The organism is Nesterenkonia pannonica, from assembly GCF_019575955.1.
Lineage (GTDB): Bacteria > Actinomycetota > Actinomycetes > Actinomycetales > Micrococcaceae > Nesterenkonia > Nesterenkonia pannonica.
Map to the genome: position 1 here is coordinate 581,488 of NZ_CP080575.1, position 26,249 is coordinate 607,736.

A 26,249-nucleotide genomic window follows, 5' to 3' on the forward strand; every position below is an offset into this window, starting at 1 on the left:
TCGGAGTCCATGAGGAGTCCGTCGCAGTCGAAGACGGCTCCTGGATGCACAGGTCAGCGCGGAGCCCACCGGCGCGGATGCTCAGCGGGGCGGTGATCGGAGGCCGCGTCCCTGGGTCGGAGGAGTGGCTGCTCATGCGGCGGAGAGGGAGGTCGACGAGCTACCCCGACGCGCAGCGCCGGAGCCGAGTTCACGTACGGGGTGACGCGCGAGCCCGGCGTGAGATCGGATGCCTCTGCGGCCGACACCGACGATATGATCTCCAGGCCCTCGACGGGCGTGACGGCACGGATCATCGTGCGTTCGCCTGTATAGGTCTGGGATATCACGGTCGACTGCCCCTCCTCGTCGGGAGCGAGGGTGATGTCCTCGGGGCGCACGAAGAGTGTGTCGAGCCGCTCGGAGGGGGAGTGGATGGGCAGCTCGCCGCCTCGGAAGGACGGCTCCACGCCGACCTCTGTGACGGATCCGACGAACCGGGCGACGAACTCGTTGGTAGGCGACTGGTACACCCGACGCGGCTCGTCGACCTGGTCGATCACGCCGTCGCGCAGCACGGCGACCCGGTCTGCGATGGACAGGGCCTCCTCCTGGTCGTGCGTGACGAACATGGTGGTGATCCCCAGCTGCTGCTGCAGCCGTCTGATCTCTTCGCGGATCTGGACGCGCACGGTGGCGTCCAGGGCGGAGAGCGGCTCATCGAGCAGCAGCACCTCCGGCTGGGTGGCCAGCGCCCTGGCCAGAGCGACGCGCTGCTGCTGACCTCCGGAGAGCTGGGCGGGGAACCGGGAGGCGAACTCGCCCAGTCCGCACATCTCCAGCATCTCCTGGGCGGTGCCGCGCCTCTTCTGCCGGTCGATCCTGCGGACCCGCAGCCCGTACTCGACATTGTCCTGGACGGTCATGTTGGGGAAGAGGCTGTAGGCCTGGAAGACCATGCCGATGCCCCGACGGTTGGGGGCCACCTGCGTGAGGTCTCGGCCTCCGACGCGCACCGTGCCCGTGGTCGGCTTCTCGAACCCAGCGAGGATCCTCAGGGCGGTGGTCTTGCCGCAGCCCGAGGGGCCGAGCACGGTGATCAGCTCGCCTGCGCCGATGGTGAGGTCCAGGCCGTGGAGCACGGGGGTCGAGCCGAAGGTCTTCGAGATGCCCTGAAGCACCACCTCATTGGAGGTCTGTGTCGGGCCTGCGCATGGCGGCGGTGGAGGTCATGATGCAGCTTTCTGTAGGGAGCGTTCGGCACGGGCTGCCCGTCCGGCCGGGGAGAACCGGTCGGCGGAGAGGGTCGCGACGAACAGAAGGGCCCACGTCGCGAGGTTCAGGAGAACGGCAATGGCGATGGAGGCTCGGAAGTTGTTCGAGGAGACGTCGAACAGCCAGACCGGCACAGTCTGCTGGCCCAGGGTGGCGGCCAGCGAAAACTCTCCGAAGCACAGGGCCGTGGTGAAGAAGACGGAGAAGAGCATGGAGCCCCTGATGTTGGGGATGACGACGCGCCAGATGGTCCCCAGGTGCTCGAGCCCAGGATCGCTGAGCCCTCCACCATTGCTTTGAGCGGGATCGTGCGCAGCCCCGCGTCGATCGAGCGGAACGTGAAGGGCAGGCACAGGACCACATAGGTGCCCACCAGGATGAGGGGCAGGTCGGGGCTCTGCATGAACTGGCTGACCTCGCTGGCCAGGAGCCGCGGCCCTGCTGAGCGCCCCAGCGCAGCAGCGCCACCACCCCGGCGGCGATCGCGATGGGCGGGACCACCAGCGGCAGGGTGCACAGAATCTCCAGGATCGGGCGCAGCTGAGGAGCCCAGAGGTGGACGGCGACGAGCGCGGGGACCAGTGTGGCCACCAACGTGACGATGGTCAGCCCGGTGATCATGAAGGTTCGGCTTGCGGCGGCGGCGAGGCTGGCATCTTCGGTGATCACCGAGTAGGCGCGCAGTGAGAAGGTGCCCCGGGGAACACGGCGTAGTAGGCGGCGCAGAGCACCGGAATGAGGACGTAGAGGCCGACGGCGATCACCGGCAGCCAGCGGGAGAGTCTCACTGCACCCATCGGGCGGACCTCCTCTGCAGGCGGTTGAAGACGAACAGCACGGTGACGGCGATGACCACCATCGTCACGCCCAGCGCCATGGCGACGGGCTGGCTGGAGGGGACTGGCCCAGGAGCGAGGAGATGTTCAGCGGAATGAGCGGGAATCCGCCCGCGCCGATGAGGACCGCCGCGGAGGCATGGGTGGCGAACGCTGCGCCGAAGCACAGGATCCAGCCGCCCAGCAGGGCCGGTGCGGCGACCGGCAGGCCCACGCGGAGCCAGAACGTGCTGGGAGCCGCCGAGGGCGGCATTGGCCTCACGCCACTCCTTGCGCAGTCCCATGAACGTCGGCAGTGTGACCATCACCATCGTGGGGATCAGGAAGTACTGGTACATCACCACCAGCCCCTGCCACGAGTAGAGCGTGAAGCCGGTGGCCTCCAGATTCAGCGCAGCGTACAGAACGCCCGCATTGCCGAGGGTGACGATGAACGAGAACGCCAGCGGCGCGCCGCCGTCGTTGGCCAGCACCGAGGAGAAGACGGCCACCACGGAGTCCAGCGCCTTGGACCGGATCTGAGCGATGCAGAACGCGGTGAGGGAGCCGACCGCCGCAGCGATCGTCGACCCCACCAGCGACACCTGCACCGAGTTGGCGATCGCCTGAAGGTGGGAGCCTCTGGTCAGCGCCTCAAAGTTCGCCAGGCCTACGCTCGTTCCTCCATCCTCCGCGGTGACGGAGAAGGCGATGACGGCCATCCCCACGATCGGAAGGATGAAGAAGATGCCCAGGATGAGTCCCAGGGGAAAGAGCGAGAGGGCGGCCGGAGACCGCAGCGCCGATCCCACCCCTTCCACCGCTCTCTGCTGAGCAGCGGGGCCGAGCCCCGGCCGGCGCCGAGGCGCCGTCCGGGGCGGGCCGCTGACCCGCGCCAGCGGATTGGGTGATCGGCAGACTCACTGAACAGTGCCGTCCCACTGCTCATTGACGATGGCCTGGTTGGTATCGCGCTGCTCCAGAGTGGGCTGGGGAGCTTCGATGCCGTCCTGGCTGGGCAGCTCGGCGAGCGCGTCCTCGTTCACGGTGCCCTCTTCGATCATGGCGTCCAGGCGCACCGGGGAGACATAGCCCTCCAGCAGGATGTTCTGGCCCTCGTCGGAGAAGAGGAACTCGTAGAACAGCCGCGCCACTGCGGGGTGGGGCGCATCGTCGTTGATGGAGGCGGCGTAGAAGGAGGAGACCTGACCGTCCTCGGGCAGGTTGATGTCCATCTCGATGCCGGCTGTCCTCCTCGAGGTCGTTGGCGATGGGCTGGAGCAGGTAGTCCCAGTCGATGACGATGGGAGTCTCACCGGTTTCGATGGTTCCTGCGTCGGCTTCGACGGGGACGAGGTTGCCCATGCCGGAGAGCTCGCCGAAGAACTCGATGCCGGGCTCGATGTCGTCGAAGCTGCCGCCGTTGGCCTCAGCAGCGGCGTGCACGATCATGAATGAGCCCTCGGAGGCCGTGGGGTTCGAGGGCAGAGCCACCTGGCCGGAGTACTGCTCGTCCAGCAGGTCCTCGAAGCTCTCGGGGCAGTCCTCGACGCGTGAGGTGTCGCACCCGATGGCGACGGTGCCGCCGAGGTGGTTGATCCACGTGCCGGACTCGGAGACGAACTCTTCGTCGATGTCGTCGATGGTCTGGGGTGAGTACTCGGCGAGCAGGCCGTCCTCGGCAGCCTCTTCGGCGAAGCTGACGCCGGTGTCGAGATAGTCCAGGAGTTGTCCTGCCCCTGGCGGTTCACCACGGCGTTGATGAGGTCCTGGCTGGAGCCGGTGGAGGTGTCGTTGGTGATCTCGATGTCGTACTCCTCGGAGAACGCCTCGAGGAGCTCGCCGTAGTTGGCCCAGTCTTCGTAGAGCCCCATGGCGTTGAACTGCCCTTCGGCCTGGGCGTCCTCGACGAGCTGGTCCATGCCGCCGCCGTCCTCGACGGACCCGGCCTCGCGCCAGTTCTGCGATGCCTCAGATTCGCCGCCGTCGCCGCAGGCTGTCAGGCCGAGGGTTGCGGCAAGGGCGGAACCGATCATGATGCGGGTGCGAGTGATCATGCGAGTGTCTCTGTCCTTTGGTTGCAGGTGGTCGGCACTGCGGTGCTCACGTGCCGGAAGCGCCGTGGAGCGGCCCTCTGTTTCTCCATCCTCACTAGTGAAGTGCTCTTGGTCAACTGTTACGTCACTAGTGATGATGAATTCTGCGTAAACTCTGGGTGGACAGAGATCAGCATCAGAAGGAGCGCCGGTGGGAACAGTCGCCTACGCAGAGATAGCCCGTGCACTCGCCCGGGACATCGAGCAGGGGTTCTACAGGCCGGGCGCCCTGCTGCCCTCAGAGCGTGAGCTCTCCGAGCGCTTCGGAGTCTCCCCGGGGACTGTCAGAATGAGCTGCGCGAGCTCGTGGCCGAAGGAACAGTGGACGGAACGCGCGGCTTACCAAGCGCGTGGTGCAGGTGCCCAAGCGCCAGGCATCCTTCGACGAGTTCCGAAGCTTCGCGCAGTGGGCCCGGCGCCAGGGGATGTCGCCCGGGGTGCCGTGATCTCCTCCCGGTGGCAGATCGCCGATGCGCAGGATGAGCAGATGCTCGACGTCCCGCGCGGACGGCGGGTGCTGGGAGTTCTGCGCCTGCGCTCTTTGGACGGTCAGGCGGTGATGCTTGAGCACACGCACTATCCCGAGTGGTTGGGGAGATCGTGGAGGGCCTTCCGGCGGATGCGCCCTCCGTCACCTCGCTGCTGGAGGAGGGGCACGGGGTGCACTTCAGCCACGCGGAGCACATCTTCGGCGCGGAGCGGGCCAAGCGCGAGCACGCCGAGCACCTCGGGGTGGGGCGCAGCTCCGCGCTGCTGGTCCATCACCGTGTCTCCCGCGACTCGGCCGGACGGTCGCTGGAGTGGTCCAGCGACCGCTACATCGCCGGGCGCATCATGCTCTCCGTCGGCAACTCGCGCCACGCGAACCCCATGCAGTGGATCACCCTGAGGCATTCGGGCTAACAGCCTTCGGCGCCGAGAGCATCCCGGAGGAGTAGCCCTGCTTACGGGCGGCCGGGTGACTAGCGTGAGGCCTGCTCCAGGATCTCGTCCATGACGGCGTCGTTGACCTTCCGGGGCTCCCCGTAGCTGGGGTAGTGGAACTGCGCGATGTTGGCATAGGGGTTCACGTCGAGCACCACTGCTCCTCAGCGGAGTCCAGCCGGGGCACCAGCAGGTCCACGCCTACTGCCCCGAGACCGGGCACAGCCTGCAGGCCGCTGACGGCCAGATCCTTCAGCTCGCCACGAGGTGGTCCAGCACGTCGACGGCCAGGCCTCCGCCCCGGGCGGTGTCGGCGATCTCGGTCAGCATCACGAGCTCTCCCATGGTTTGGCACCGCGGTGCGGTCCAGGCCTGCAGGGGCGAGGAACTGGTCCGTCACCTCGGCTGCCGCGGCTTGAGGTATTCGTTGCCGCGCCGTCCTGCGATCTCGTCGTCGGCGAGCTTACCGATCGATGAGACGCCGTCGCCGATCACGTAGAGCGGGATGCGAGCGACCGCCCCACCACGCGGCTGCCCACCACATAGGCGCGGATGTCCAGGCCGGGCGCGTACTCCTCGACCACGATCAGGTAGCGCGAGTCTGAGGTGGCCGACCGTGCTGCCATCGCTTTGGCCCAGGCGGCCCGCAGCTGAGACTCGCGTGTGATGTCCGGTGTGATGCCCTTGCCGACTCGTCCGGAGGAGGGCTTGACGGCGACGCGCTTGCCCAGCGACTTCATGGTCTTCACGGCCCGGGAGAATTCCGTAGGGCTGATGGCCTTGCCTCTGGGAGTGGGCACTTCGGACGTCTGAAGGTACTTCTTCGTCATCGCCTTGGAGCGTGAGAGGCGGCGGGCCTGATGGGACACCAGGGAGGTGATGACGCCGTCCATCCCGCCGACCACCACACCGGAGAGGAAGAACAGCTGGTTGGCCTCGGAGATGATCTTGATGGTCATTCTCTTGCGGCGGGCGGCGCGCTGCAGCAGCTCCTGGTGGGGCAGGGTCGAGGACCACTGCCTGAGCTCGTCGTACATCGGCTCCACGTGCTCGACGATGAAGCGCGCGGTGACTGAGGCGCTCTCCTCCAGGCGGGCGGCAGGACGCACCTCGGAGGCGGTGCGGTCCGCGTCCCGCTCGTCGTGCTCCTGCGGCAGATCCGCGTCGGCAGCAGCGTCGGCAGGGCGGGCGCGAGGGGGCAGCGGAAAGGATGGGGCAGTCGTCTCGGCGTCGGGGAGGGCGCAGCGCGGACGTCTGAGGCCTACTGAGGGTCGGTCCCGGCTGCGGGGCGTGTGCGGCCGGGGCGCCTCGCGCCGAGTGGGAAGGTGTGCGGCTCAGAGCTCATCGTGGGGTCAGCCTAACGGCTTCAGACCGCTGCTGTGGCGAGGAGCTGCTCCGCGATCGCGGCGCTGACGGGCCGTCCGGGTCCCAGGGTGGGATAGGTGTGGGGCAGAGGCGAGGCCTCTGCTGATACGTCGAGGACGGCTGCGTGCTGGGCTGAGTCCAGCGAGGCGGCGGAGAGGGTGGTCGCCCCGGCCAGGACCCCGGGCACTGCGCGCAGCGCGTCGGTGCCGAGCTGCTTGAGCTCCTCCGCCACGAGGTCGGTGACGTCCACGGCGATGGTGGGCGGCTCCGAGGGCTGGGGATCGGGAGGAGGTCCCGGTCCACCAGGGCGAGAACGCTGACGGCATGCTCGCTTACCGTGTAGACCTCCAGCGTCAGGGTCTGCGGAGGATCGTCGTCGTCCTGCTCCTCGTCCTCCTCGGCGGGATCCTCGGAGCTCAGGGTCCGGCTTACTTACTCAGCGTCCGCGCGGCCGATGCGGTGAGGTATGTCCATGAGGTCGAGGTGGGCGGCGACGCTCTCCGGCTTCGCGAGCACCCGGCGGCCGTGGGCGCTGACCAGCGTGGTGACGCCCTGGGACCACCCGCCGATGACGGCGTCCCCGAAGATGAAGACCCACCGGCCCTCGGTGATCCGTCGGAGCCGAATGCGCCGCTCTGCCAGAGCCTGGCCGAGCAGCTGCTGGGCCGAGGGCAGGTTCCCGCGGTGCGGAAGGAGTCGCGCTCAGGGGCGATGCGCTCGGAGACGAGCCGGGACAGATCCATCACCCGCTCAGCGTAATAGGTCAGGGCGACGTATTGCCGCTTTGGCCGCCGTTCTCGTCTCCGGTCTGCTCGGCGGCCCGCTGAACGGTCTCCTCGGCTTCGTCGATGATGTCCTCCGCTCGGTTAGCGGCGGCATCGGCCTGCTCGGATGCGCTCCTCACCGCGTCGGAGGCGTAGGTGGCAGCCCTGCGGCCCTGCACGGCCACCTCATGGACCAGCTCCTCAGCCCGCTCCGATGTCTTGGACACCAGATCCTGAACGTCAGGGCGGTTCCACGCCTCTTCGGCTCTCCTCTTGGCGGTGTCGAGGGCGGTGTCGACCTTTCGCGGCCCTTGAGGTGCCCAGGGCGTAGCCGATCGCGACGCTTGCGCCCAGCGAGATGAGTCCCATAGCTGCTCTCACTTTCTGATGAGGTTCGATGTGCTCTCAAAGCTAGCGGCACGCGGCAGAGCTGTCATCAGGTGGTGTCCCTGACGCGACCCTGATTCACCCTGAAGTCCCGATGCGTGCATGATGGTGGCGGACCCCACCCTAAGGAGAGCTCTATGGCTACCGCTGGAACTGATCGCCGCATCCTCGTCACCGGAGCCTCCACAGGCATCGGCGAAAAGACCGTCCGTTGTCTTGCCGACCAGGGATATCGGGTGGTGGCAGCTGCTCGGCGCAGGAGAGGCTGGAAGCCCTCGCCCAGGCGCACAGCAGTGTGGAGGCATACCCCTGGACATCACCTCGGATGAGGAAGTCGCGGCGCTGGCCGAGCACCTCAGCTCCACCGGCGGCCTCGACGGAGTCGTCAACAACGCCGGAGGCGCCCTCGGCCTCGACAGGGTTGAGGACGGCGACGTGGACGGGTGGCGCTGGATGTACGAGCTCAACGTGCTGGGCACACTGCGCGTGACCAAGGCGATGCTCCTGCTGCTGCGCGCCGCCGCAGGGGGAGACATCGTCGTGGTCACCTCCACTGCGGCCTACGAGGCGTACGAGGGCGGGGCCGGCTACACGGGGTCAAGCATGCCGAGCGCATGCTGTCCACCACGCTCCGCCAAGAGATCGTGGGCGAACCGATCCGGATCATCGAGGTCGCCCCCGGCGCCGTCGCCACAGAGGAGTTCAGCCTGACCCGGTTCTCCGGCGACGCCGAACGAGCCAAGAAGGTCTACGAGGGGTACCAGCCCCTGCACGGCGAGGATGTCGCAGAATCCATCGAATGGGCCCTCGGACGGCCGGAGCATGTCAATGTGGACCTGATGGTCGTTCGCCCCCGCGATCAGGCCAGCAGCAGCAAGATCGCAAAGAAAGGCGCATGAGATGACCGTCACGCCCACCGCCGCCGCCCTCGCGCCCCACCGGGAATTCACCTCTGAGGAGCTCGAAGCGGGCCGAAGCGCCTACGCCCTGGACCGTCAGCACGTCTTCCATTCGTGGTCCGCGCAGGAGACCCTGTCGCCCCTGACCGTCCTGGACGCCGAAGGGTCCTGGATCTGGGACGGAGAGGGCTTACCGCTGCTCGATCTCACCTCGCAGCTGATCTACACCAACGTCGGCCACAAGCACCCTGCCGTGGTGCAGGCGATCAGGGACCAGGCGGAGAAGCTCTGCACCGTCGCCCTCAGCACGCCAACGACGCGCGCTCCGAAGCCGCACGGCTCATCGTCGAGCGCCTGCCCGAGGACATCAGCCACGTCTTCTTCACCGCAGGGGGAGCCGACGCCAATGAGCACGCGGTGAGGATGGCGCGCCACCACACCGGCCGACGCAAGGTGCTCTCCGCCTACCGCAGCTATCACGGGGGCACGCAGCTGGCGGTGAACATGACCGGCGACCCTCGCCGGATCCCCAACGATGACGACGCGGGTGTGGTGCACTTCCTTCCGGCCTACACCTACCGCTCCTACTTCGCCCCGGACTCGCAGCGCGGCTCGTGGACCGAGCAGGATGAGTCGCAGGCTGCCCTGGCCCATCTGAAGCAGGTACTGGAGCTTGAGCGCGGGACCTCCGTGGCGGCCATCGTGCTCGAGGGCATCCCCGAACGGCTGGCATCTACCCGCCCCCGCCGGGATACATGGAAGGGGTGCGCCAGCTGTGCGATGAGCACGGCATTGTGATGATCCTCGACGAGGTGATGGCAGGCTTCGGCCGGTCCGGACGGTGGTTCGCCCACCAGCACTTCGGCATTGAGCCGGACATCGTCACCTTCGCCAAGGGCGTCAACTCTGGCTACGTCCCCTGGGCGGCGTGGCGATGGATGACGAGATCTTCGCCAATTTCGCCACGCACCCGTACCCCGGGGCCTGACCTATTCAGGCCACCCCTGGCTGCGGCGGCGGCCGTGGCGAACATGCGTGCCATGGCAGACGAGCAGATGGTCGAGAACGCGGCCCATCTGGGGAGGCCGTCATCGGTCCCCGGCTGGAGCAGATCAGGCAGAACCACCCCTCAGTGGGCGACGTGCGCGGACTCGGCGCGTTCTGGGCGATCGAACTGGTCAGGGATCCCGCGACCCGGGAGCCGCTGGCGCCCTACGGCCAGACCCATGAGGTGATGGGGAAGATCGTCGCCGCGGCCAAAGAGCGGGTGTGCTGCCCTTCATCAACATGAACAGGATTCACATCTGCCCGCCGCTCAACGCCTCAGAGGGCGAGATCCGCTTCGGCCTGACGTTCTCGACGAGGTGCTAGCCCTCGCGGATGCCCACGTCGACTGAGAGGAATTCGTGAGGCCCTAACGGCTGGGAATCTGATCGGCTGAGCCGGGCACAGGCTCAGCCGGATCGCTGCCCAGGGCCACGATGCTGTTGCGCTCGTCGACGTGGACCACACGGGGAGTGCTGAGCGCGCTCCGCGTCGTCGACCATGGCGTAGGAGATGATGATGACGAGGTCGCCGGGGTGCACCAGGTGGGCAGCCGCCCTGTTGATGCCGATCACCCCGGAGCCGCGCTCGCCGGCGATCGTGTAGGTGTCCAGGCGAGCGCCGTTGGTCACATCGACGATCTGCACACGCTCGCCGTCGACGATGTTCGCCGCGTCCAGGAGGTCAGCGTCGATCGTCACCGAGCCGACATAGTGCAGATCGGCCTGAGTGACCGTCGCCCGGTGAATCTTCCCGCTCATCAGAGTTCTCAGCATCGCGGGCGATTCTATTGCACCCCGCACCTCCCTCAAAGGGACGCTGGGCGGTCCACCGCTGCGGTGTAGACGCGGTGCCCCAGCTCTACGGCGCCGCAGCCCAGCACGCTGGTCACGAAGGCGACAGCCAGCAGCTCAGCCTCGGGCAGTTGGAAGAGGTGATACTGCTGGCTGATCGGCAGCAGCAGCACCGCGGCCAGCAGCAGGTACAGGCCCGTCACCACAGCAATCCGGGCCGCGTTCAGCGGACGAAGCACCAGATTGAGGATCCACAGACCCACAAGGGCAAGGGTGATGAAGCTCGCCGTCTGGATCTGCGCCGCCGCGTCCTCGAAGAGCCTCCCGAAGAACGACACCGTCACCACCGCGACCACGACCACCACCGAGGGCGGAAGCGCGAACAGCGCGGAGCGGCGCAGGAAGCCGCGGCGATACCGCTGCGGGTTCGGCATCATCGCAAGGAAGAACGCCGGGGCCCCACAATGATGAAGTCGACCGTGGAGAACTGCCGCGGCAGGAACGGAAAGGGCCAGAACATGAGGGCGAACACCAGTCCCAGCCCCACCCCGAACGCCGTCTTCGTCAGGAACAGGTGCGCCAGCCGCTCCGCGTTGGCAATGACCTTCCGGCCCTCGGCGAGCACCCCCGGCAGGCGGGCGAACCTGCCGTCCAGCAGCACCAGCTTCGACACGGCCTTGGTGGCCGGGGCGCCTGAGCCCATCGCGATGCCGAGGTCGGCACGCTTCACCGCCAGCGCATCATTGATCCTGTCTCCGGTCATGGCCACCACATGCCCGTTGGCCTGCAGCGCCTGGACCATCGCCGCCTTCTGCTCCGGACTGACCCGCCCGAAGACAGTGTGCTGAGCCATCAGCGGGCGAAGAGTCTCCGGATCCGTGCCCAGCTGGGCGGCATCCACGGCCTCGCCCTGAACCGGCAGACCAACCTCCCGCGCCACCGCGGAGACCGTATGGGGTTGTCGCCGGAGATGATTCTCAGCCCCACGTCCTGCTCACGGAAGTACTCCAAGGTGCTCGCGGCGTCGCGGCGGACATTCTCCCGGAACGTCAGCAGAGCCACGGGCCGCAGCGGGCCCGGAAGCTGCTCACCGCGGCGCAGCGGCACCGTCTCCTCCGAGTCAGGGGAGCGGCATTGGGCGCGTGCGCCAGCACCACGGTGCGCAGGCCCTGCGCTGAGACGGCGTCCGCATGCTTCAGAAGTTCGGATGTGTCGACGCCCTCGACAGCCTCGGCCTCCCGCAGCACCTCAGGGGCCCTGAGGATCCACTGGCCCGAGAGGTCGCCTGCGGTCTCGGCGAAGCTGACTGCCGAGAACCTGCGCATCGACGAGAACTGCACCCTCCAGGCGGGATGGTGGCCGGGAACGTCACGGAACGGAACCTTCAGCGCCGCCGCGGTGGGGTTCGCCTGCTCATCGGCTCCGAAATGAGCCAGAATGCGCTGCCACGGCTGCAGCTCGCCGGAGGAGAGCTCCTCGGCGCGGCGCCAGGGGTTTACTCTGCCGCCCTCGTCCATCTCCGAGGCGGCGTGGAAGGCGATGGTGCCGTCTGTGAGCGTGCCGGTCTTGTCCAGGCAGACGACATCGACCCGCGCCAGGATCTCGACCGCAGGCTGCTCCTGGATGAGCACATGATTGTGTGCCAGCTTCACGGCCGCCAGGGCGAAGCTGATCGTCGTCATCAGCGCCAGCCCTGCCGGAATCATGGCGGTCACCGAAGAGACCGCTGTGACCAGCCCCTCCTGCCACTCGCCCGAAGCCCACGCCTCGGCCCACCCGCCGTGGGCCTGCATCTGGCCGTTGAAGACCACCGCGGTGATGGGGATCAGAGCCAGAGAAAGCCAGAACGCGATACGTTCCAGCGCCCGCCGGATCTCCGAATTGATCTTCAGATACTTCTTCGCCTGAGCGGCCAGCTGCACGGCATGAGCCTTCGGGCCCACTGCCGTGACCACAAACCTCCCCGTGCTTACCAGAACCGCCGTGCCGGAGAGCAGACGGTCGTCCCGATGCTTCGGCACCGCCCGGGCCTCACCGGTCAGCATCGATTCGTCGAGATCCAAGTCCGATGACGAGACCACCACCCCATCCGCAGGAACCTGATCGCCGCGGCGCAGCTCCACCACGTCGTCCAGAACAATCTGCTCCCGATGGATCAGCACGACCATGCCATCGCGCAGCACACGGATGTGGTCCTGGTGCAGCAGTGCGATCGCATCCAGCTTCCGCTTGGCGCCGTACTCCTGCCCCAGGCCGATGACGACATTGCCCACCGCGGCGACGGCGAAGAGCAGATCGAGCCACCGGCCCAGCAGCACAATGATCAGAGCGCAGGCGAAGATGATGCCGTTGAAGAGGGTCAGCAGATGCGTCCGCAGGATCTCCGTGATGGAGCGTGACGTGGTCCGGGGCTGCACATTGGCAAGCCTGAGTCTCTGGCGCTCGCCGACCTGCACAGAGTTCAGGCCGTGGCGCTCGAGAAGCTCAGGGTTGACGGACGAGCGCCGCTCCTCCGGGGTGAGCTCGGGGGAGTCGGGGCTGGATTCAGGTGCGCGACCGCGCTGGGGAGGCGCAGAGTCCTGTTCCGTCACGCATCGAGTGTATAGGCCGCGCGGCTGAGCCTCAGAGGGACTCCTGGTCAACGCCCTGCCGCCCTCGGAGCTGCTGACGGACACGATGAGGTCCTCTCCGCTGGCGCCCACCGTGATGTCCAGGGCGAAGGGAACCGTCTCGGTCTCGCTGATCTGAGTTCCGTCGAAGTAGTGCACCGCCTCGAAGCTCACGTCCGCGGTCAGCTCACCATGGTCCACGCTCCACCCGTCGGCGTCGAAGCTGAGCTCGAAGTCCTCCGGGTCCGGGAAGCTCCAGCTGATGCTGTCGGGATCCACACTGTGAGGGGTGGACGTCCCGACCGGGCACCCTGAGGGCATCAGAACCTCCTGCTCGCAGCCCTCGAAGTACTCCGCGAGCTCGCTGCGGAGCACCTCGGCGGCATCGTCGCTGGCCTCAAGATCGAGCGTCACTCCGGCTTACTGCTCCTGGGGTCCTCCTGGGCGGTCACGGCGTGCTGGGCCCGCCTGATGAGCCACTGGGAGTCCACCTCCACCTCTGCTGCGGCGGGCGCGAAGGCGGAGAGCCGTGCGGTCTCGCCGTCGAGATTCACGGAGTCCCATTGACGCTGACCTGCCTGATCCCGCCCTGCGGAGCCCCCGGCACGTCGATCTCGAACCACGTCATCGCGCTCGAATCGATGCTGTACTCGTCGAAGAAGCCCCAGGTCGTTCCCGTGCGCTCCACGGGCAGGCTGGTGCTGTGGCTGTCGTCTCCGAGCACGAAGTCCACCTGGGCGGCGGCCTCGCCCTCCTCCTCGGCCACCGTCAGCTGGGAAGCCTCCATCAGCTCTGCGCTGCGAGCCAGCGGGTCCCTGTTGAGCAGCACATGGTCCAGGTCTTCCTCGGACAGGAACTCCGGCCGCTGCTCCACATGTCCCAGCGCGACTCTGCCTCGGCTTACCTGCAGGGCCTCCCAATAGTCCTCGGCGGCGCTCTCCGGGGTGTAGACCTGCTCATTGACCTGCCAGACGGCAATCACAGTGCTTACCACGGCGATGAGCACAGCCGCGAGCCAGCCCCAGCCACGAAGCTTCGACCGTTCGAGCCCCTGCCTGATCTCCGCGCGCAGGGCGGTGCGGCTGCTCCCATATGGGCGCGTCTGCAGCCTCGCCGTGCTGCTCGTTCGGTGGGGGCGGTGGTGCGGAGGTCACCGGAATAGGGTAAGGCCTGGGCAGGAGATTCAGGCGAGCAGCAGGGCGATGAGCACCATCGACGGAATGCCGAGGACCGTGGTGACCAGCACTGTGTCGCGGGCGATGTTCTCACCCGATCGGTAGCGCACGGCGGTGACCAGCACGTTCTGCGCGGTGGAGAGCGAGCCCATGATGACGGCGGCCAGAAGCATGTTCCCTCCAGCCCGAAGAGGAAGTAGGCGATGAGGAAGGCGATCGCCGGATGCACCAGCAGCTTGATGCCGGAGGCGAGCGTCGCGTCCCGACGTCGTCCGCCCTCCTTGTTCAAGGGCTTCACGCCCACCAGCGACAGTCCGAAGGCCAGCAGCATCAGCGGGATGGATGCCCCCGCCAGCAGCTCTATCGCTTCGCTGACAGGCTCCGGGAACGACCACCCCTGCCACGAGAAGAGCAGGCCGAGCATGGACGCGACGATCACAGGGTTCAGCATCGACATTCCGGCCGAGCGGAGAACCGCGAGCCGGGGGTGGACGGGGCGATCCTCCGGGCCTGATCGCTCTCGTCGGGTCAGCTGATCCATCACCATGACGTACAGGGGTGCGTAGCAGGCGAGCTGGAACATGACGATGGGTGCGGCCAGCCGAACATCGCCCAGGACATACTCGGCGATCGGGAAGCCGAGGTTCGCCGCGTTCACCAGGGAGGCGCCCATCCCTGCGATCATCAGCTCCGAGCCCTGCGGCCGCGCAGAAGCACCGTGCCCAGCAGGAGAAAGACCCCAGGGTGGCGAAGGCGCTCAGGGCTGCCACGGCGAACTGGGGCCCGAGCACCTCAGCAATCGGTGAGGCTGAGATCGTGGTGAACAGAAGGCACGGCGAGGCCACGAAGAAGGTGAGCCTGGAGAGGATGAGCCTCGCGTCGGGCCCCAGCAGGCCCCAGCGGCCGATGGCGAAGCCCACCACGATGATGATCCAGATGACGGTGAAGCCCTGAAGCACCGCACCCATACTGAACCCTCCGGCATCGTTCGCCTCGTCCGCCCCACAGCCTACGCCGAGGGCTCGCCTGGTAGTTTGTCTGCGTGCTGCTCTCAGATCGCGACATTCGGGCCGAGCTCGACGCTGGCCGTGTTCGGCTGGATCCCTTGAGACCTCCTCATCCAGCCGTCGAGCGTGGATGTGCGGCTCGAGCGCATGTTCAGGCTCTTCGACAACCACAAGTATGCGCACATCGACCCCTCCGAGCCTCAGCCTGACCTGACCCGTCTGGTGGAGGTGGACCCGGACGAGCCCTTCATCCTTCACCCGGGCGAGTTCGTCCTCGGCGCCACCTACGAGACGGTCACGCTGCCGGACGACATCGCCGCGCGCCTGGAGGGCAAATCCTCGCTGGGAAGGCTCGGCCTGCTGACGCACTCCACGGCCGGCTTCATCGACCCCGGCTTCTCCGGGCAGGTCACCCTTGAGCTGTCGAACATGGCTACCCTGCCGATCAAGCTCTGGCCGGGCTCCAAGATCGGCCAGCTGTGCTTCTTCCGGCTGACCTCACCGGCGGAGCACGGGTACGGCGCGGGCGCCCACCAGTCCCGCTACCAGGGGCAGCGAGGCCCCACCGCCTCGCGCAGCCACGAAAACTTCCACCGGACCATCATCGCCTGAGCTTATGCTCGGTCATGTAGGCCGGGCCCTGAGGGTCTCGAACCAGGGTGAGAAGCAGGACCAGCCCAGTCCCGAGCACGATGACGATGCCTGGTATCGCCATCACCTGCCCGCCGACCAGAGCAATCAGAGCTCCGATGAGTGCGGGCGTGAGGAATGACATGCCCTGTCCTGCGGTGGCGTAGAGCCCGAAGAGCTCTCCGGCCCGTGCAGGGGGCGCCAGACGGCCGAGGAACGCGCGCGAGGACGCCTGAGCCGGTCCGACGAACAGGCACAGCAGCAGTCCGAACAGCCAGAACGCCTCCACTGGGGTGATCGCGGCCGGGCCTATCTGACGGGGCTGAATCATGACCCAGAGAAGGATCGCAATGCTCAGCAGGCTGATGATGCTCATCGAGATCACACGGCGCGGGCCGATCCTGTCATCGAGCCAGCCGCTTGGCTGAACGCGCCCAGCGCGGCCACGACATTTCCGGCGATTCCGAAGAGCAGGACGCTGCTTACGATCTGGGTGAACGGGATGTCAGCATCCTCGATCTGGTAGACGTGCACGCCCAGGACCGCACCCCAGGTGAAGATGGCGGAGAGGCCGTCCCGGTAGATGGCGGAGGAGAGCAGGAACCACAGCGTATTGCGGTCGTGGCGCCACAGCCCCGCGAGCACCCGGAAGAGCCGCCGGTAGGACTCGGCGACGGTGACCTTCTCCTCGACGTGGTCCTGGTCGGCGGTGGGGATCTTCGTCAGCAGCAGCGGCAGGGCGAAGATGAGGTGCCAGGCTGCGGCGAGCAGGGCGACGCTGCGGATGTTGATCGCGTCCTCCTCGCCCAGGCCGAACCAGTGCGGGGCTCCCCAGCGATCAGCCCGACATAGACGATCAGCAGCAGCACAATCCCGCCGAGGTAACCGGCGCCCCATCCGATCCTCGAGACCCTGCCCATGCGGCTGTGATCGCTGATGTCCGTGATCATGGCGTTGTAGTTGAGGTTCGCGAATTCGTCGAAGATCCCCATGAGCGCCATCAGCGTGACGCCCAGGAGGAGATACCCTCCTCCGGGCGGACGAAGAAGCACGCGGCCACCATCGTGACCACCATGATGGTGTTCAGGGTCAGCCAGAGGCGGCGGCGCCCTGCTTTGTCCGTCCTCTGTCCGATCACCGGCGCCGTCAGCGCGACGATCGCGCTTACCGCCGCTGTGGCGACCGCCAGGTACTGGGCGCCTCGGTCACCGGGGCCGAAGGCTTCGGAGGTGATGTAGGTGCCGAAGACGAATGTGGTCATCACGGCTGACACCGTGGAGTTCCCCCAGGACCACATGGACCAGTAGGCCACCAGCTTTCGGCTCAGCGGCTGCGCGGGCCCTTCGCTGCGCTCTGATGAGGATGTCGCCGCAGATCGGGGCCCTGTCGGTGAGGTGCTCATCACAGTCGGATAGTACACGGGCGCTGATAACATGACGTGAACTTCTCCATTCTCCCGCCGAAAGGGCGCTACATGCTATTGATGCTTGCTGCGCTCTCTGCAGCGAGCATCGCAGCACCGGCTCTGTTCGCGGTGGTGGGGCGGAAAGTCTTCTACGTGCTGGCCGGGATCCTCGGCGGCGTCTTCGTCGTGGCCCTCTCCTACGGCGGTGCGGTCCTGACTCCCCGCGCACCGAGACCTACGAGTGGATTCCTCAGCTGGGCATCGAGATCGCGCTGCGCCTGACGCGCTCAGCTATGCACTGGTGCTTCTCATCACTGGCGTCGGGGCCCTGGTCATGCTCTACTGCGCCCGGTACTTCCCCGAGGGGGAGCGGCTCCAAGGCGCGCTGGCGGCTCAGCTGTTCGCCTTTGCGGTGGCGATGCTGGGGCTGGTGCTCTCGGACGACATTGTGCTGCTCTTCGTCTTCTGGGAGCTCACGACTGTCCTGTCCTTCATGCTTATCGGCTACTCCGGCCACCGGGTCTTCGCCCGCAGGTCAGCGGTCCAGGCCCTGGTGGTGACCACATTCGGCGGGTTGGCCATGCTCATCGGACTGCTGTGGCTGGGCCAGTTGGCGGAACCTACCGGCTCTCCGAGATTGTGGCGGCAGGAGGCGAGCTCTCGGGAGAGTGGGCAGCGGACGGCGCTGCCGCTCTGATCCTGGTCGGGGCGCTGTCGAAGTCGGCTCTGGTGCCCTTCCACTTCTGGCTGCCCTCTGCCATGGCCGCTCCCACCCCGGTCTCCGCCTACCTGCACGCCGCCGCGATGGTGAAGGCGGGCGTGTACCTGGTGGCGCGCCTGGCCGAAGGCTTCCATGAGGGGGCGCTCTGGCTGCCCCTGGTGCTGGGCCTGGGCCTGGCGACGATGCTCATCGGCGCCTACAGAGCTCTTCGGCAGACTGACATCAAGCTCATCCTCGCCTACGGCACCGTCTCCCAGCTGGGCTTCCTGGTGATGGTCAGCGGCCTGGGCACCCGCGACGCCGCGCTGGCGGGCGTGGCCATGCTTCTGGCCCACGGCCTCTTCAAGGCCTCTCTGTTCATGATCGTCGGCATCATCGACCATAAGGCTAAGCACACGAGACCTCAGAGTCCTCTCCGGCGTCGGCCGCCGCCAGCGCACGCTCCTGGCTGCCGCCGTGATCGCAGCGGCGTCCATGGCGGCTGCCGCCGCTGTTCGGCTTCGTCGCCAAAGAGGTTGTCTTCGAGTCCCTCTACGGCTATGCGGAGGTGAGCGGTCCGGCCGGGTGGGCGGTGCTGGCCGGTGTCTCGGTCGCCTCGGCGCTGACGGTCGCGTACTCGCTGCGCTTCCTGTGGGGCGCGTTCGCAGCCAAGAGGGACGGGTACGGCCATGAGCTGAAGCCCACTGAGTTCCACGGCAGACCTGAGCCGGTATTCCTGGCAGCGCCGATGCTCCTTACCGGCGCCACTCTGCTGTTCGCCGTATGGCCTGCCCCGATCCAAGCGATGGTCGTTCCGTTCGCGGAATCCTTCGCGCCTACCGACGCGGACATTCCTCCCACGTATCTGGCGCTGTGGCACGGGGTGACCCCGGTGCTCGGCCTCTCCGTCCTCACCTGGGGTGCGGGACTGGGAATCTTCTGGCTCATCGGCCGCTCGCTGAACCCGCAGCGGGCCGTTCCTGCGCCTTTGGACTCGGAACGGATGTATCGACTGGTGCTGCGGTCGCTCGACGACGTGGCCGCGTGGGTGACCTCAAAGACGCAGCGCGGCTCCTCGGCTGGTACCTGTCCATCATCTTCGGAGTGGCGACGGTCGTCCCTGGGGTTCTGATGCTGGTGACTGAGCACCAGATGCCCGAGCACTGGATCATTGCCGAGCAGCCGATCCAGGCTGGACTGGGCGCCCTGATCATTGCTGGGGCGTCGGCGCGGTGCTGGCCCCCAAACGCTTTATGGCCGTTCTGATGATGGGCCTGTGCGGCTGGGGATCGCCAGCATGTTCGCGATCCAAGGTGCGCCGGATCTGGCGCTGACCCTGCTGCTGGTCGAGTCGATCATTCTGGTCTCCTTCGTCCTGGCCCTGCGCAGCCTTCCTGCTCGGGTGTGGACGCAGAACCCCACCCGCTTCAAACTGGGCCGGGCGGCGCTGGGCGCCTACTTCGGCCTCCTCATCATGGTGGCGGCGGCCGTGGCCATGGGCGGGCGAGTGGCCGAGCCCATCAGTGTCGAGTACCCATGGATGAGCTACGACATCGGCCACGGGGCGAACATCGTCAATGTGACGCTGGTCGACATCCGTGTGTGGACACCTTCGGCGAGATCACCGTCATCGCCGCCGCAGCCACGGGCGTCGCGAGCCTGATCTTCGTCAAGCGGCGAGACGTCCGGCGGCGGAGCCTGCACGAGGTCCCGACGGGCTCCGTGGGACGCATCCTCTCCGACCGGGAGCTCTCCACTCGCCAGGTCAAGGAGATCCAGGTGGCGCGCTCCTTCTCCACGGTGGCGCGTGAGGCATGGCTGGTGGCTAAGCAGAACCCTGGCGCCCGAGCACCGTTCGATCATCTTCGAGGTGATCACGCGCCTGATGTTCCACCCCATCATCCTCATCTCCGTCTACCTGCTGCTCGCCGGGCACAACACCCCGGGCGGCGGATTCGCAGGAGGCCTCCTCGCGGGCCTCGCCTTCGTCCTGCGCTATCTGGCGGGCGGACGCTACGAGCTGGAGGCCGCCATCCCCTTCTCGGCCGGGGCGCTGATGGGATGGGGGCTGGCCATCGCGTGCTTCACCGGAGTCCTTCCCTGTTCGCGGGCGGTCAGGCATTCCAGTCGTTCGTCGTGGACTTCCAGCTGCCCCTCATCGGGGAGCACCACTTCGTCTCAGCGCTGCTGTTCGACGTGGGCGTCTACCTGGTGGTCATCGGCCTCATCGTGGATGTGCTTCGGTCGCTGGGCTCTGAGATCGATGTGCGCAGCGAGCAGGAGAACATCGAGTCCGACATCGGCCACAGCAGCCACTCCCGCACGTCGATGGGAGTGGCCCGATGACCATCAATCTGACGCTGCTGATCGTGATGGGCGCCATGTTCGCGATCGGCCTCTACCTGATGCTTGAGCGCTCCCTGACACGGGTGCTCCTCGGCATCATCCTGATGTCCAACGGCGCCAACCTGCTGGTGCTGATGACGGCTGGCCGCGCGGGCAGGGCCCCTGTATGAGGAGGGCGTGGACGCTGGTGAGTACCTCGACCCTCTGCCGCAGGCTCTGCTGCTCACAGCCATCGTGATCGGATTCGCCACAGTGGCGTTCATGCTCGCGCTGATCTACCGGTCCTGGGTGCTGGCGCGGCAGGACGAGCTCACCGATGACGAGGAGGACCGCCGCGTCGCCGCGGCCGTCGGAGCGTACGACCCTGAGGAGGACGCCGAGGTCGTCTCGAGACCTCCGAGTTCGCCGAGCACGAGGACCCCAACACCGGCTCTGTGCGCCCAGTCTCCCGCGAGGCCAGGGACACCCCTGAAGCCGCGGAGTTCGGGCCGGAGAAAGCGACCCCGATGTGCGCTCAGAGGGCGACCGTCGCCGCCGGGCGGACCGTCTCAGGCGCAGGGGTGAGCGCTGATGGAGCTGGACTTTCTCGCCCTGACGCCGCTGGCGGTGCTCATCCTGTTCTTCGGTGCCGCCTTCGCGTTCGCCTTCTACCGCAATCAGTCGCTGCAGAAGTCGATCACCATCGGCACCCTCATCGCAGTGCTCATCCTGGAGAGCGCGCTGCTGAGCCAGGTCTGGGACGGGGGACCTACGCGGTGCACCTTGCGGGATGGCTTACTCCCTTCGGCATCGCCATGGTCATCGACCGCTTCGCCGCGCTGATGCTGGTCACCTCCTCCATCATCACGTTGGCAGTGCTCCTCTACGCCGTGGGTCAGGGCGCCGCAGAGGAGAAGAACGATTCGGGCCCCGTCAGCATCTTCTACCCCGCCTACCTGATCCTGGTGGCCGGAGTGTCCAACGCATTCCTGGCAGGGGACCTGTTCAACCTCTACGTAGGCTTCGAGATCTTCCTCACCGCCTCCTACGTGCTGCTGACCCTCGGGGGAGGTGAGTCGCGCATCCGGGCAGGCGTCACCTATGTGGTGGTCTCGATCGTCTCCTCCTCCCTCTTCCTCATCGTCATCGGGCTGTTCTACGCGGCCACCGGCACGGTGAACCTGGCAGACCTCGCGCTGAAGATCAATGAGCTGCCGCCCGGGACTCAGCTCGTCCTCCACGTGATGCTGCTGATCGCGCTCGGCATCAAGGCGGCCGTCTTCCCGCTCGCGTTCTGGCTGCCGGACTCGTACCCCACAGCGCCGCGCCGGTCACTGCCGTCTTCGCCTACCTGCTCACCAAAGTGGGGATCTACGCCATGATCCGACCGAGACCCTGCTGTTCCCCGGGGACCGGATCAACACCGCGCTGATGATCGTGGCCGCGCTGACGATGATCGTGGGGATACTCGGGGCCCTCGCCCAGGCTGACATCAAGCGGATGCTCTCGTTCACCCTGATCAGCCACATCGGCTACCTGGTGTTCGGGCTGAGCCTGACGAGCATCATCGGGATGGCGGCCACCATCTTCTACGTAGCCCACCACATCACGATCCAGACCACCCTCTTCCTCGTGACGGGCCTCATCGAACGTCGCGCCGGGACCTCCAACGTCGACCGCCTCGGCTCGCTTGCGAAGATCTCTCCCGTGCTCGCCGTCCTGTTCCTCCTTCCCGCCCTGAACCTGGCTTAAGCATTCCGCCCTTCAGCGGCTTCATCGGCAAGGTCGGGATGATGGCCTACGGCATCGCTGAGAACACGTGGATCACGTGGACGCTCGTGGTGGCCTCCGCGCTCACCAGCCTGCTGACTCTGCTGGCGGTGGCGCGCATATGGTCCAAGTCGTTCTGGCGCCGCGCTGAGGACGCCGAGAACACGCCTCGGCTGCTGAGGCCGAAGACCCTGACTCACGCCCGGGCGGCCAACAAGCGGCTTCTGCCTGCCTCCATGGTGGGGCCCACGGCGCTTCTGGTGGGAGTGTCTTTGGCCTTCACGGTCTTCGCTTACCGCTGATGGACTATTCAGCGCCGCGGCCCAGGACATGTACGAGAGGACTCCCTACTTGATGCGGTACTGGGCGAAGCGCAGGTGGATTCGGTCCGCGGGGATCTGGAGGAGTTCACGGAGAGTTTGGACCTGGATCCGGATCCCCAGGACGGCGGCGCCGATGAGCACGCCCCATCGACACCTCGGTGCAGCCCGATATGCGCGACGACCAGGACGGCGCCGATGTGGACGAAGGAGGTGCAGAATGAGGAGACCGCGCACACCTCTTCGGATGGAGCTGCCTCTGATCCTTGTGCTGGGTGTGATCTGATGTCGCTCTGGCAGTCCTTCGATGCTGGCACGTTCATCATCGGCCTGATCTACGGGACCATCCTTGTGCGGGTGTTCTATCTGCCGCCGCTTCGCGGCACGGGACGCATCAACCCGGTGTGGGGCGTGGTGTTTCTCGTGCGATTCTTGGGCAAGATGGTTCTGGCCAGCTTCGAGGTCTCCTGGATCGCGGTGGTCAAGGGCCCTCGGGTCCGCAACTCGCTCACCTCGGTCCAGCTGCGCAGCCACGATGATCTGCTGGTCACCCTGACCGCCCACTCCCTGGCCCTGGTGCCGGGGTCAGTCGTCATCGACGTGGATCGCACCACGGCCACGCTCTACCTGCATGTGCTCAATGTGGCTGACGATGCGGACGCCGAACGCGTGAGGCAGGACGCCCTGGCCACGGAGGCGCTGCTGATTCGGGTGCTCGGCACCCGGTCTGACCTGGCCGGTGTGAAGGCGGAGAAGCGTCTCGGACGCGTGGCCGGGCTCTCCAAGACAGAGCGAGAGTCACCGATCGCCAGCCAGTCCGCCGATATCAGGGTCCTCGGCCGCGGCGGAGCCTACCTGTCCGACATGAGCGGCAGGACGCCTCGCCGGAAGGGCAAGCCATGATGCTCGACTACGCCTACTGGATCACGCAGGGGCTCCTCGCCGCCGCGCTCATCGGCGCGGTGTGCCGTGCCTACCGCGGTCCCAGCGTGCTCGATCGGGTGATCAGCCTGGACGTCATCCTGATCGTGGTCGCGTCCGTGATGCTGACCGATATGGCCTACAACCGGCATCAGGATCACATCATCTTCGTCGTCGTCACTGCCGTGATCGGGTTCTTGGGCGCAGTGGCGCTGGCGCGGTACGTGGTGGTGCGCACCCCGAGGGGGAGCCCGGCACAGGGAGGTGCCTCAGGTGGGGACCCGGGCGTGCCTGCAGACACCACTCCGCCTGACATTCAGGACGAGAACCGGCTGCATGAGGAGGCCACGGAGCAGCACACCGTGGAAGTCCCGGGCGCTCGCTCGTATCCGCGTCCGGCCCCTGACGGGTCTGAGGAGGACGAGCCTGAGGAGGATGAGACCACCGCTTGGTTCACCCATCTCACGCGGTCCGGCTACCGGCCCCGTGCGCGCGGTGACGATCAGAGCCAGGATGAGAGTCTGCGGCAGGATGATGGCACGGGAAGCGAAGGTGATCGCTGATGGATTGGGGTGAGGTGCTCGACGGGACGGCGGCGGTCTTCATGGTTATCGGCGGCCTGATGTCCTTGGCCGCCGGTGTGGGGCTGGTTCGGTTCCCGGACCTCCACTCGCGCATGCACGCTGCCACGAAGCCCCAGGTGCTGGGCCTGCTGATGATGCTGCTCTCGGCAGGCATCATGTGGAGGTCATGGTCCTGGCTGGCGATATGCCTTCTGGTCTGGTCGCTGATGCTTCTCACCGCGCCGGTGAGCGCCCATGTGGTGGGGCGCGCGGCTATCGGACGAAGCATCTGCGCACGGATCTGCTCACTCACGATGAGCTGGCCCTGACGGTGGACCGGCTGTCCCGTCACGGCAGTGTGCGCCGGGAGCTGAGGGGACCGGAGCACGGCCCCGAGACGTGACCGGACATTTCGATCCCCGCGGAGGCCTGATTAGTCTTAGGCTGGACCTATGATCCTCAAAATTGGTCTGGGCCTCATCACGATCCTCACGGTCACAGCCAGCATCATGAGCCTGATGGAGACGGAGCCCGGCGTGACGGCTTACTTCGCCTTCGGTGCCGCGGTCGTCTCTGCGATCGGCATCGCCTACCTGCTGGGCCGTGACGGGAATGGCAGAAAGAGCCACGCCACGCTGCGTCGACCGGCGACCGTCCTGCTAAGAAGCTCTGATCACACTTCGCTTCGGCGGCCGTAGCCGCCCCGCACCTTGCGGGTGGCGGCTTTGGCGCCCCGCTGGGAGAGGACCTGCACGGCGCCGCTCACGGCAGCTGAGGTGATGCCGAACACCAGCGCCCGCTTGATGTCGACGGCGTCGATCTCGTCGTCCTTCGGCGGGTTCTCGCCGGTGATCTGCCTCCACGCCAGGTCGAAGATCTTCGTGGCGACCAGCCCTGCGCCCAGGGAGATGGCTGTGGTCATGCCCTTTTCAATCAGCTTGTCCATGCGCTCAGCCTACCGCGCGGTTCCTGGAGATTTCCGGTGCTCCGTAGGATGGGCGCATGAGGATCGCTGTCGCACAGGTCACTACCGGGGCCGAGGTTCAGCAGAACCTGGACCTCATCGCCGAATGGACCGCGGATGCCGCCGCCCAGGGGCCGAGCTGGTCGTCTTCCGGAGGCCGCCCAGCGGCCTTCGGCAACCCCTGAAGGAGATCGCCGAGCCGCTCGACGGCTGGTTCGCCCAACAGGTCGAGAAGATCGCGGAGGAGCACGGGGTGGTCGTGGTGGTCGGGATGTTCACCCCGGCCAGCCCAGTGAAGAAGGAGCTGAGCGCGTCACCAACACCCTGCTCATCAGCGACGGTGAGCAGCTGAAGGTCAGCTACGACAAGATCCACCTCTACGACGCGTTCGGATTCCAAGAGTCCCAGACCGTCCAGCCCGGCGCTGAGCCCGTCACCGTCAAGGTCAGCGGCGCGACCGTCGGCTTCGCCACCTGCTACGACGTGAGGTTTCCCACCTCTTCCAGCATTACGCGCGCCGCGGTGCATCAGCGACCATCCTGCCCGCCTCATGGCAGTCCGGCCCGGGCAAAGTCGCGCAGTGGAAGACGCTCGTCACCGCCAGGGCCCTGGACTCGACGCAGTTCATCATCGCCTGCGGGCAGGCGCTGCCCGAAGGGACAGACCTGGAGGAGCGCATGGCCGCGCCGACCGGTGTGGGCACTCCTGGTGGTCTCGCCGACCGGGAGTGTGATCGCTGAGGCTTACGAAGGACCCGAACTGCTGATCGTAGACATCGATCCCGCTGACGTTCAGGAGGCGCGGAAGCGGATCCCCGTCCTGCAGAATGCTCGCGACCTGAGCTGACGCCGGACGTTGGAGCCGCGTCCGGTCAGGAGGGGTGCTGGACCGGGAGGTCCTCGTCCAGGAACTCGTTGAGCTTCTGGGTCCAGTGCTCGTCGGTGCTCAGGCGGTGCTGGGCTCCGACCTGATCCTCGATGAGCTCAATCGGCTTGGCCAGTGCCACCGATCCGACCAGCCACACGTGGTCTGCGTCGTAGAGGTCCTGGGGGTCAGCGGACCGTAGCCCAGCTCCCACCCCTGGCGCTTCGCAGCCGCGAAGATCGCGCCCTGCGTGGTCCCCGGAAGGATTCCGGCTTCGAGGATGGGGGTGATGAGCCGCGGGCGCTCCGGGTCGGCCGGATTCTTCTTCAGCATCAGCACAGACGAGACAGGCCCTCGAGGACCTGCTCGCGCGGGGTGACGAAGATGGCGTCGTTGTGGCCGTTGGCCTTCGCATGCCGCAGCGCGGCCATGTTGACTGCGTACGAGAGCGTCTTCGCCCCCAGCAGCAGCCACGGCGCGCGGTCGGCCAGGTCCGCGTCGTACCCGCGATCCAGCAGCATCACGGAGATGGGGAGAAGCGCTTGGCGATGGTTTCCTCAGGCACGGGGTCAGCAGCGCCCAGTACGTCCCGGCGAAGAGAGGGTCATCGCTTGCGGGCTCACCGTCCACGCCGCGAGTCGCGGAGAGCCGTAC

General features: G+C 66.8%; 36 protein-coding genes and 10 pseudogenes. 22 read left to right on the plus strand and 24 right to left on the minus strand.

Annotation, left to right across the window (positions count from 1 at the left end):
- Positions 1 to 53: 53 nt before the first annotated feature.
- The 5 genes from K0H76_RS04455 to K0H76_RS04475 form a co-directional block, all read right to left on the minus strand.
- Positions 54 to 1,160 carry an ABC transporter ATP-binding protein gene (locus tag K0H76_RS04455; protein ID WP_258934611.1) on the minus strand — a complete coding sequence of 369 codons (1,107 nt, stop codon included), beginning with the start codon at positions 1,158 to 1,160 and terminating at the stop codon, positions 54 to 56.
- Positions 1,161 to 1,208: 48 nt separating this feature from the next.
- Positions 1,209 to 1,607 (minus strand): ABC transporter permease subunit, encoded by a 399-nt coding sequence (locus tag K0H76_RS04460; RefSeq protein ID WP_258934612.1) that lies wholly within the window; start codon positions 1,605 to 1,607, stop codon positions 1,209 to 1,211.
- 312 nt (positions 1,608 to 1,919) lie between these two features.
- Complete coding sequence (locus K0H76_RS04465; RefSeq protein ID WP_258934613.1) at positions 1,920 to 2,051, minus strand: hypothetical protein; 132 nt, start codon at positions 2,049 to 2,051, stop codon at positions 1,920 to 1,922.
- Positions 2,039 to 2,881 (minus strand): spermidine/putrescine ABC transporter permease, encoded by an 843-nt coding sequence (locus K0H76_RS04470; RefSeq protein ID WP_258934614.1) that lies wholly within the window; start codon positions 2,879 to 2,881, stop codon positions 2,039 to 2,041. Before K0H76_RS04470 ends, K0H76_RS04465 begins: the two co-directional genes overlap by 13 nt.
- A gap of 108 nt (positions 2,882 to 2,989) precedes the next feature.
- Complete coding sequence (locus tag K0H76_RS04475) at positions 2,990 to 3,304, minus strand: substrate-binding domain-containing protein (protein WP_258934615.1); 315 nt, start codon at positions 3,302 to 3,304, stop codon at positions 2,990 to 2,992.
- 4 nt (positions 3,305 to 3,308) lie between these two features.
- On the opposite strand from K0H76_RS04475, the gene K0H76_RS04480 reads away from it, so the two are divergent.
- The gene (locus K0H76_RS04480) at positions 3,309 to 3,527 is read left to right on the plus strand and encodes a hypothetical protein (RefSeq protein ID WP_258934616.1); all 219 of its coding nucleotides are present in this window, start codon (positions 3,309 to 3,311) and stop codon (positions 3,525 to 3,527) included.
- Here K0H76_RS04480 and K0H76_RS04485 read toward each other — a convergent pair.
- Both K0H76_RS04485 and K0H76_RS04490 read right to left on the minus strand, forming a co-directional pair.
- On the minus strand, positions 3,518 to 4,126 hold the full coding sequence (locus tag K0H76_RS04485; protein ID WP_258934617.1) for a hypothetical protein: 609 nt from the start codon (positions 4,124 to 4,126) through the stop codon (positions 3,518 to 3,520). The two genes, K0H76_RS04480 and K0H76_RS04485, sit on opposite strands and share 10 nt — an antisense overlap.
- A gap of 277 nt (positions 4,127 to 4,403) precedes the next feature.
- Positions 4,404 to 4,736, minus strand: coding sequence for a hypothetical protein (locus K0H76_RS04490; protein ID WP_258934618.1), 333 nt, complete (start codon positions 4,734 to 4,736; stop codon positions 4,404 to 4,406).
- A gap of 14 nt (positions 4,737 to 4,750) precedes the next feature.
- Here K0H76_RS04490 and K0H76_RS04495 point away from each other — a divergent pair, with 14 nt between their 5' ends.
- Positions 4,751 to 5,068 carry a UTRA domain-containing protein gene (locus K0H76_RS04495; protein WP_258934619.1) on the plus strand — a complete coding sequence of 106 codons (318 nt, stop codon included), beginning with the start codon at positions 4,751 to 4,753 and terminating at the stop codon, positions 5,066 to 5,068.
- Between the two features lie 512 nt (positions 5,069 to 5,580).
- Here the strand turns inward: K0H76_RS04495 and K0H76_RS04500 are convergent.
- Both K0H76_RS04500 and K0H76_RS04505 read right to left on the minus strand, forming a co-directional pair.
- Positions 5,581 to 6,198, minus strand: a complete 618-nt coding sequence (locus tag K0H76_RS04500) for a hypothetical protein (protein WP_258934620.1) — start codon at positions 6,196 to 6,198, stop codon at positions 5,581 to 5,583.
- A gap of 257 nt (positions 6,199 to 6,455) precedes the next feature.
- Positions 6,456 to 6,704, minus strand: coding sequence for a hypothetical protein (locus K0H76_RS04505; protein ID WP_258934621.1), 249 nt, complete (start codon positions 6,702 to 6,704; stop codon positions 6,456 to 6,458).
- A 74-nt stretch (positions 6,705 to 6,778) separates the two neighbouring features.
- Between K0H76_RS04505 and K0H76_RS04510 the strand changes: the two genes are divergently transcribed.
- Positions 6,779 to 7,213 (plus strand): hypothetical protein, encoded by a 435-nt coding sequence (locus K0H76_RS04510; RefSeq protein ID WP_258934622.1) that lies wholly within the window; start codon positions 6,779 to 6,781, stop codon positions 7,211 to 7,213.
- Positions 7,214 to 7,217: 4 nt separating this feature from the next.
- Here the strand turns inward: K0H76_RS04510 and K0H76_RS04515 are convergent, their stop codons facing one another.
- Positions 7,218 to 7,445 (minus strand): hypothetical protein, encoded by a 228-nt coding sequence (locus K0H76_RS04515; RefSeq protein WP_258934623.1) that lies wholly within the window; start codon positions 7,443 to 7,445, stop codon positions 7,218 to 7,220.
- 297 nt (positions 7,446 to 7,742) lie between these two features.
- Between K0H76_RS04515 and K0H76_RS04520 the strand changes: the two are divergent.
- The 5 genes and pseudogenes from K0H76_RS04520 to K0H76_RS04540 all read left to right on the plus strand — a co-directional run.
- A pseudogene (locus K0H76_RS04520) lies at positions 7,743 to 7,820 on the plus strand (hypothetical protein); the annotation flags it as partial.
- 1 nt (position 7,821) lies between these two features.
- Positions 7,822 to 8,316 carry an SDR family NAD(P)-dependent oxidoreductase gene (locus tag K0H76_RS04525; protein WP_258934624.1) on the plus strand — a complete coding sequence of 165 codons (495 nt, stop codon included), beginning with the start codon at positions 7,822 to 7,824 and terminating at the stop codon, positions 8,314 to 8,316.
- A complete protein-coding gene (locus K0H76_RS04530) occupies positions 8,250 to 8,504 on the plus strand; it encodes a hypothetical protein (protein WP_258934625.1) in 255 nt (84 codons plus the stop codon). The genes K0H76_RS04525 and K0H76_RS04530 overlap by 67 nt, the downstream gene beginning before the upstream one ends.
- Before the next feature lies 1 nt (position 8,505).
- Positions 8,506 to 9,302 (plus strand): annotated as a pseudogene (locus tag K0H76_RS04535) (aminotransferase class III-fold pyridoxal phosphate-dependent enzyme).
- Positions 9,269 to 9,739 (plus strand): aminotransferase class III-fold pyridoxal phosphate-dependent enzyme, encoded by a 471-nt coding sequence (locus K0H76_RS04540; RefSeq protein ID WP_258934626.1) that lies wholly within the window; start codon positions 9,269 to 9,271, stop codon positions 9,737 to 9,739. The pseudogene K0H76_RS04535 and the gene K0H76_RS04540 overlap by 34 nt, the downstream one beginning before the upstream one ends.
- Before the next feature lie 179 nt (positions 9,740 to 9,918).
- On the opposite strand, the pseudogene K0H76_RS04545 reads toward K0H76_RS04540, so the two are convergent.
- From K0H76_RS04545 to K0H76_RS04580, 8 genes and pseudogenes are all read right to left on the minus strand, one after another.
- Positions 9,919 to 10,324, minus strand: a pseudogene (locus tag K0H76_RS04545) (aspartate 1-decarboxylase).
- Positions 10,325 to 10,356: 32 nt separating this feature from the next.
- Complete coding sequence (locus K0H76_RS04550) at positions 10,357 to 10,779, minus strand: hypothetical protein (protein WP_258934627.1); 423 nt, start codon at positions 10,777 to 10,779, stop codon at positions 10,357 to 10,359.
- Positions 10,776 to 11,243, minus strand: coding sequence for an HAD-IC family P-type ATPase (locus K0H76_RS04555; protein ID WP_258935328.1), 468 nt, complete (start codon positions 11,241 to 11,243; stop codon positions 10,776 to 10,778). Before K0H76_RS04555 ends, K0H76_RS04550 begins: the two co-directional genes overlap by 4 nt.
- Before the next feature lie 148 nt (positions 11,244 to 11,391).
- Entirely contained in the window at positions 11,392 to 13,365 is a 1,974-nt protein-coding gene (locus K0H76_RS04560) for an HAD-IC family P-type ATPase (protein ID WP_258934628.1), read from the minus strand.
- Positions 13,362 to 13,505, minus strand: coding sequence for a hypothetical protein (locus K0H76_RS04565; protein ID WP_258934629.1), 144 nt, complete (start codon positions 13,503 to 13,505; stop codon positions 13,362 to 13,364). Before K0H76_RS04565 ends, K0H76_RS04560 begins: the two co-directional genes overlap by 4 nt.
- Positions 13,502 to 13,957 carry a hypothetical protein gene (locus K0H76_RS04570; RefSeq protein ID WP_258934630.1) on the minus strand — a complete coding sequence of 152 codons (456 nt, stop codon included), beginning with the start codon at positions 13,955 to 13,957 and terminating at the stop codon, positions 13,502 to 13,504. The genes K0H76_RS04565 and K0H76_RS04570 overlap by 4 nt, the downstream gene beginning before the upstream one ends.
- Positions 13,939 to 14,811 carry an AEC family transporter gene (locus tag K0H76_RS04575; protein WP_258934631.1) on the minus strand — a complete coding sequence of 291 codons (873 nt, stop codon included), beginning with the start codon at positions 14,809 to 14,811 and terminating at the stop codon, positions 13,939 to 13,941. The genes K0H76_RS04570 and K0H76_RS04575 overlap by 19 nt, the downstream gene beginning before the upstream one ends.
- A gap of 88 nt (positions 14,812 to 14,899) precedes the next feature.
- Positions 14,900 to 15,094, minus strand: a pseudogene (locus tag K0H76_RS04580) (AEC family transporter); the annotation flags it as partial.
- Positions 15,095 to 15,168: 74 nt separating this feature from the next.
- On the opposite strand from K0H76_RS04580, the pseudogene dcd reads away from it, so the two are divergent.
- Positions 15,169 to 15,745: pseudogene (gene dcd, locus K0H76_RS04585) on the plus strand (dCTP deaminase).
- Here the strand turns inward: dcd and K0H76_RS04590 are convergent.
- The 3 genes from K0H76_RS04590 to K0H76_RS04600 form a co-directional block, all read right to left on the minus strand.
- Positions 15,735 to 16,139 carry an MFS transporter gene (locus tag K0H76_RS04590; RefSeq protein WP_258934632.1) on the minus strand — a complete coding sequence of 135 codons (405 nt, stop codon included), beginning with the start codon at positions 16,137 to 16,139 and terminating at the stop codon, positions 15,735 to 15,737. The pseudogene dcd and the gene K0H76_RS04590 sit on opposite strands and share 11 nt — an antisense overlap.
- 5 nt (positions 16,140 to 16,144) lie before the next feature.
- Positions 16,145 to 16,660 (minus strand): hypothetical protein, encoded by a 516-nt coding sequence (locus tag K0H76_RS04595; RefSeq protein WP_258934633.1) that lies wholly within the window; start codon positions 16,658 to 16,660, stop codon positions 16,145 to 16,147.
- 103 nt (positions 16,661 to 16,763) lie between these two features.
- Positions 16,764 to 17,165, minus strand: a complete 402-nt coding sequence (locus tag K0H76_RS04600; RefSeq protein ID WP_258934634.1) for a hypothetical protein — start codon at positions 17,163 to 17,165, stop codon at positions 16,764 to 16,766.
- Between the two features lie 36 nt (positions 17,166 to 17,201).
- Here K0H76_RS04600 and K0H76_RS04605 point away from each other — a divergent pair, with 36 nt between their 5' ends.
- The 12 genes and pseudogenes from K0H76_RS04605 (at position 17,202) to K0H76_RS04660 (ending at position 24,465) form a co-directional block, all read left to right on the plus strand.
- Positions 17,202 to 17,450 (plus strand): hypothetical protein, encoded by a 249-nt coding sequence (locus K0H76_RS04605; RefSeq protein ID WP_258934635.1) that lies wholly within the window; start codon positions 17,202 to 17,204, stop codon positions 17,448 to 17,450.
- Between the two features lie 211 nt (positions 17,451 to 17,661).
- Positions 17,662 to 18,440: pseudogene (locus tag K0H76_RS04610) on the plus strand (hypothetical protein).
- Positions 18,437 to 19,000 carry a hypothetical protein gene (locus K0H76_RS04615; RefSeq protein ID WP_258934636.1) on the plus strand — a complete coding sequence of 188 codons (564 nt, stop codon included), beginning with the start codon at positions 18,437 to 18,439 and terminating at the stop codon, positions 18,998 to 19,000. The pseudogene K0H76_RS04610 and the gene K0H76_RS04615 overlap by 4 nt, the downstream one beginning before the upstream one ends.
- A gap of 5 nt (positions 19,001 to 19,005) precedes the next feature.
- A complete protein-coding gene (locus K0H76_RS04620) occupies positions 19,006 to 19,134 on the plus strand; it encodes a hypothetical protein (RefSeq protein ID WP_258934637.1) in 129 nt (42 codons plus the stop codon).
- 31 nt (positions 19,135 to 19,165) lie between these two features.
- Complete coding sequence (locus tag K0H76_RS04625; RefSeq protein WP_258934638.1) at positions 19,166 to 19,531, plus strand: hypothetical protein; 366 nt, start codon at positions 19,166 to 19,168, stop codon at positions 19,529 to 19,531.
- Positions 19,471 to 20,214 carry a hypothetical protein gene (locus K0H76_RS04630; protein ID WP_258934639.1) on the plus strand — a complete coding sequence of 248 codons (744 nt, stop codon included), beginning with the start codon at positions 19,471 to 19,473 and terminating at the stop codon, positions 20,212 to 20,214. Before K0H76_RS04625 ends, K0H76_RS04630 begins: the two co-directional genes overlap by 61 nt.
- Positions 20,211 to 20,598, plus strand: a pseudogene (locus tag K0H76_RS04635) (Na(+)/H(+) antiporter subunit C); the annotation flags it as partial. The gene K0H76_RS04630 and the pseudogene K0H76_RS04635, both read left to right, overlap by 4 nt.
- 186 nt (positions 20,599 to 20,784) lie before the next feature.
- Positions 20,785 to 22,256, plus strand: a pseudogene (locus K0H76_RS04640) (Na+/H+ antiporter subunit D); the annotation flags it as partial.
- A gap of 84 nt (positions 22,257 to 22,340) precedes the next feature.
- On the plus strand, positions 22,341 to 23,186 hold the full coding sequence (locus K0H76_RS04645) for a Na+/H+ antiporter subunit E (RefSeq protein ID WP_258934640.1): 846 nt from the start codon (positions 22,341 to 22,343) through the stop codon (positions 23,184 to 23,186).
- Positions 23,183 to 23,767: a monovalent cation/H+ antiporter complex subunit F gene (locus tag K0H76_RS04650; RefSeq protein WP_258934641.1), complete on the plus strand. Its 585-nt coding sequence runs from the start codon at positions 23,183 to 23,185 to the stop codon at positions 23,765 to 23,767. Before K0H76_RS04645 ends, K0H76_RS04650 begins: the two co-directional genes overlap by 4 nt.
- Positions 23,767 to 24,170: pseudogene (gene mnhG, locus K0H76_RS04655) on the plus strand (monovalent cation/H(+) antiporter subunit G). The gene K0H76_RS04650 and the pseudogene mnhG overlap by 1 nt, the downstream one beginning before the upstream one ends.
- Before the next feature lie 49 nt (positions 24,171 to 24,219).
- Positions 24,220 to 24,465: a hypothetical protein gene (locus K0H76_RS04660; RefSeq protein WP_258934642.1), complete on the plus strand. Its 246-nt coding sequence runs from the start codon at positions 24,220 to 24,222 to the stop codon at positions 24,463 to 24,465.
- Here K0H76_RS04660 and K0H76_RS04665 read toward each other — a convergent pair.
- Positions 24,441 to 24,713, minus strand: a complete 273-nt coding sequence (locus K0H76_RS04665; RefSeq protein ID WP_146340071.1) for a DUF4235 domain-containing protein — start codon at positions 24,711 to 24,713, stop codon at positions 24,441 to 24,443. The genes K0H76_RS04660 and K0H76_RS04665 overlap by 25 nt on opposite strands.
- Before the next feature lie 56 nt (positions 24,714 to 24,769).
- Between K0H76_RS04665 and K0H76_RS04670 the strand changes: the two are divergent.
- Positions 24,770 to 25,577: pseudogene (locus tag K0H76_RS04670) on the plus strand (carbon-nitrogen hydrolase family protein).
- A 25-nt stretch (positions 25,578 to 25,602) separates the two neighbouring features.
- On the opposite strand, the gene K0H76_RS04675 reads toward K0H76_RS04670, so the two are convergent.
- Both K0H76_RS04675 and K0H76_RS04680 read right to left on the minus strand, forming a co-directional pair.
- Positions 25,603 to 25,809 (minus strand): hypothetical protein, encoded by a 207-nt coding sequence (locus K0H76_RS04675; protein ID WP_258934643.1) that lies wholly within the window; start codon positions 25,807 to 25,809, stop codon positions 25,603 to 25,605.
- Positions 25,810 to 25,927: 118 nt separating this feature from the next.
- Complete coding sequence (locus tag K0H76_RS04680) at positions 25,928 to 26,116, minus strand: aminotransferase class IV (RefSeq protein ID WP_258935329.1); 189 nt, start codon at positions 26,114 to 26,116, stop codon at positions 25,928 to 25,930.
- Positions 26,117 to 26,249: the final 133 nt, after the last annotated feature.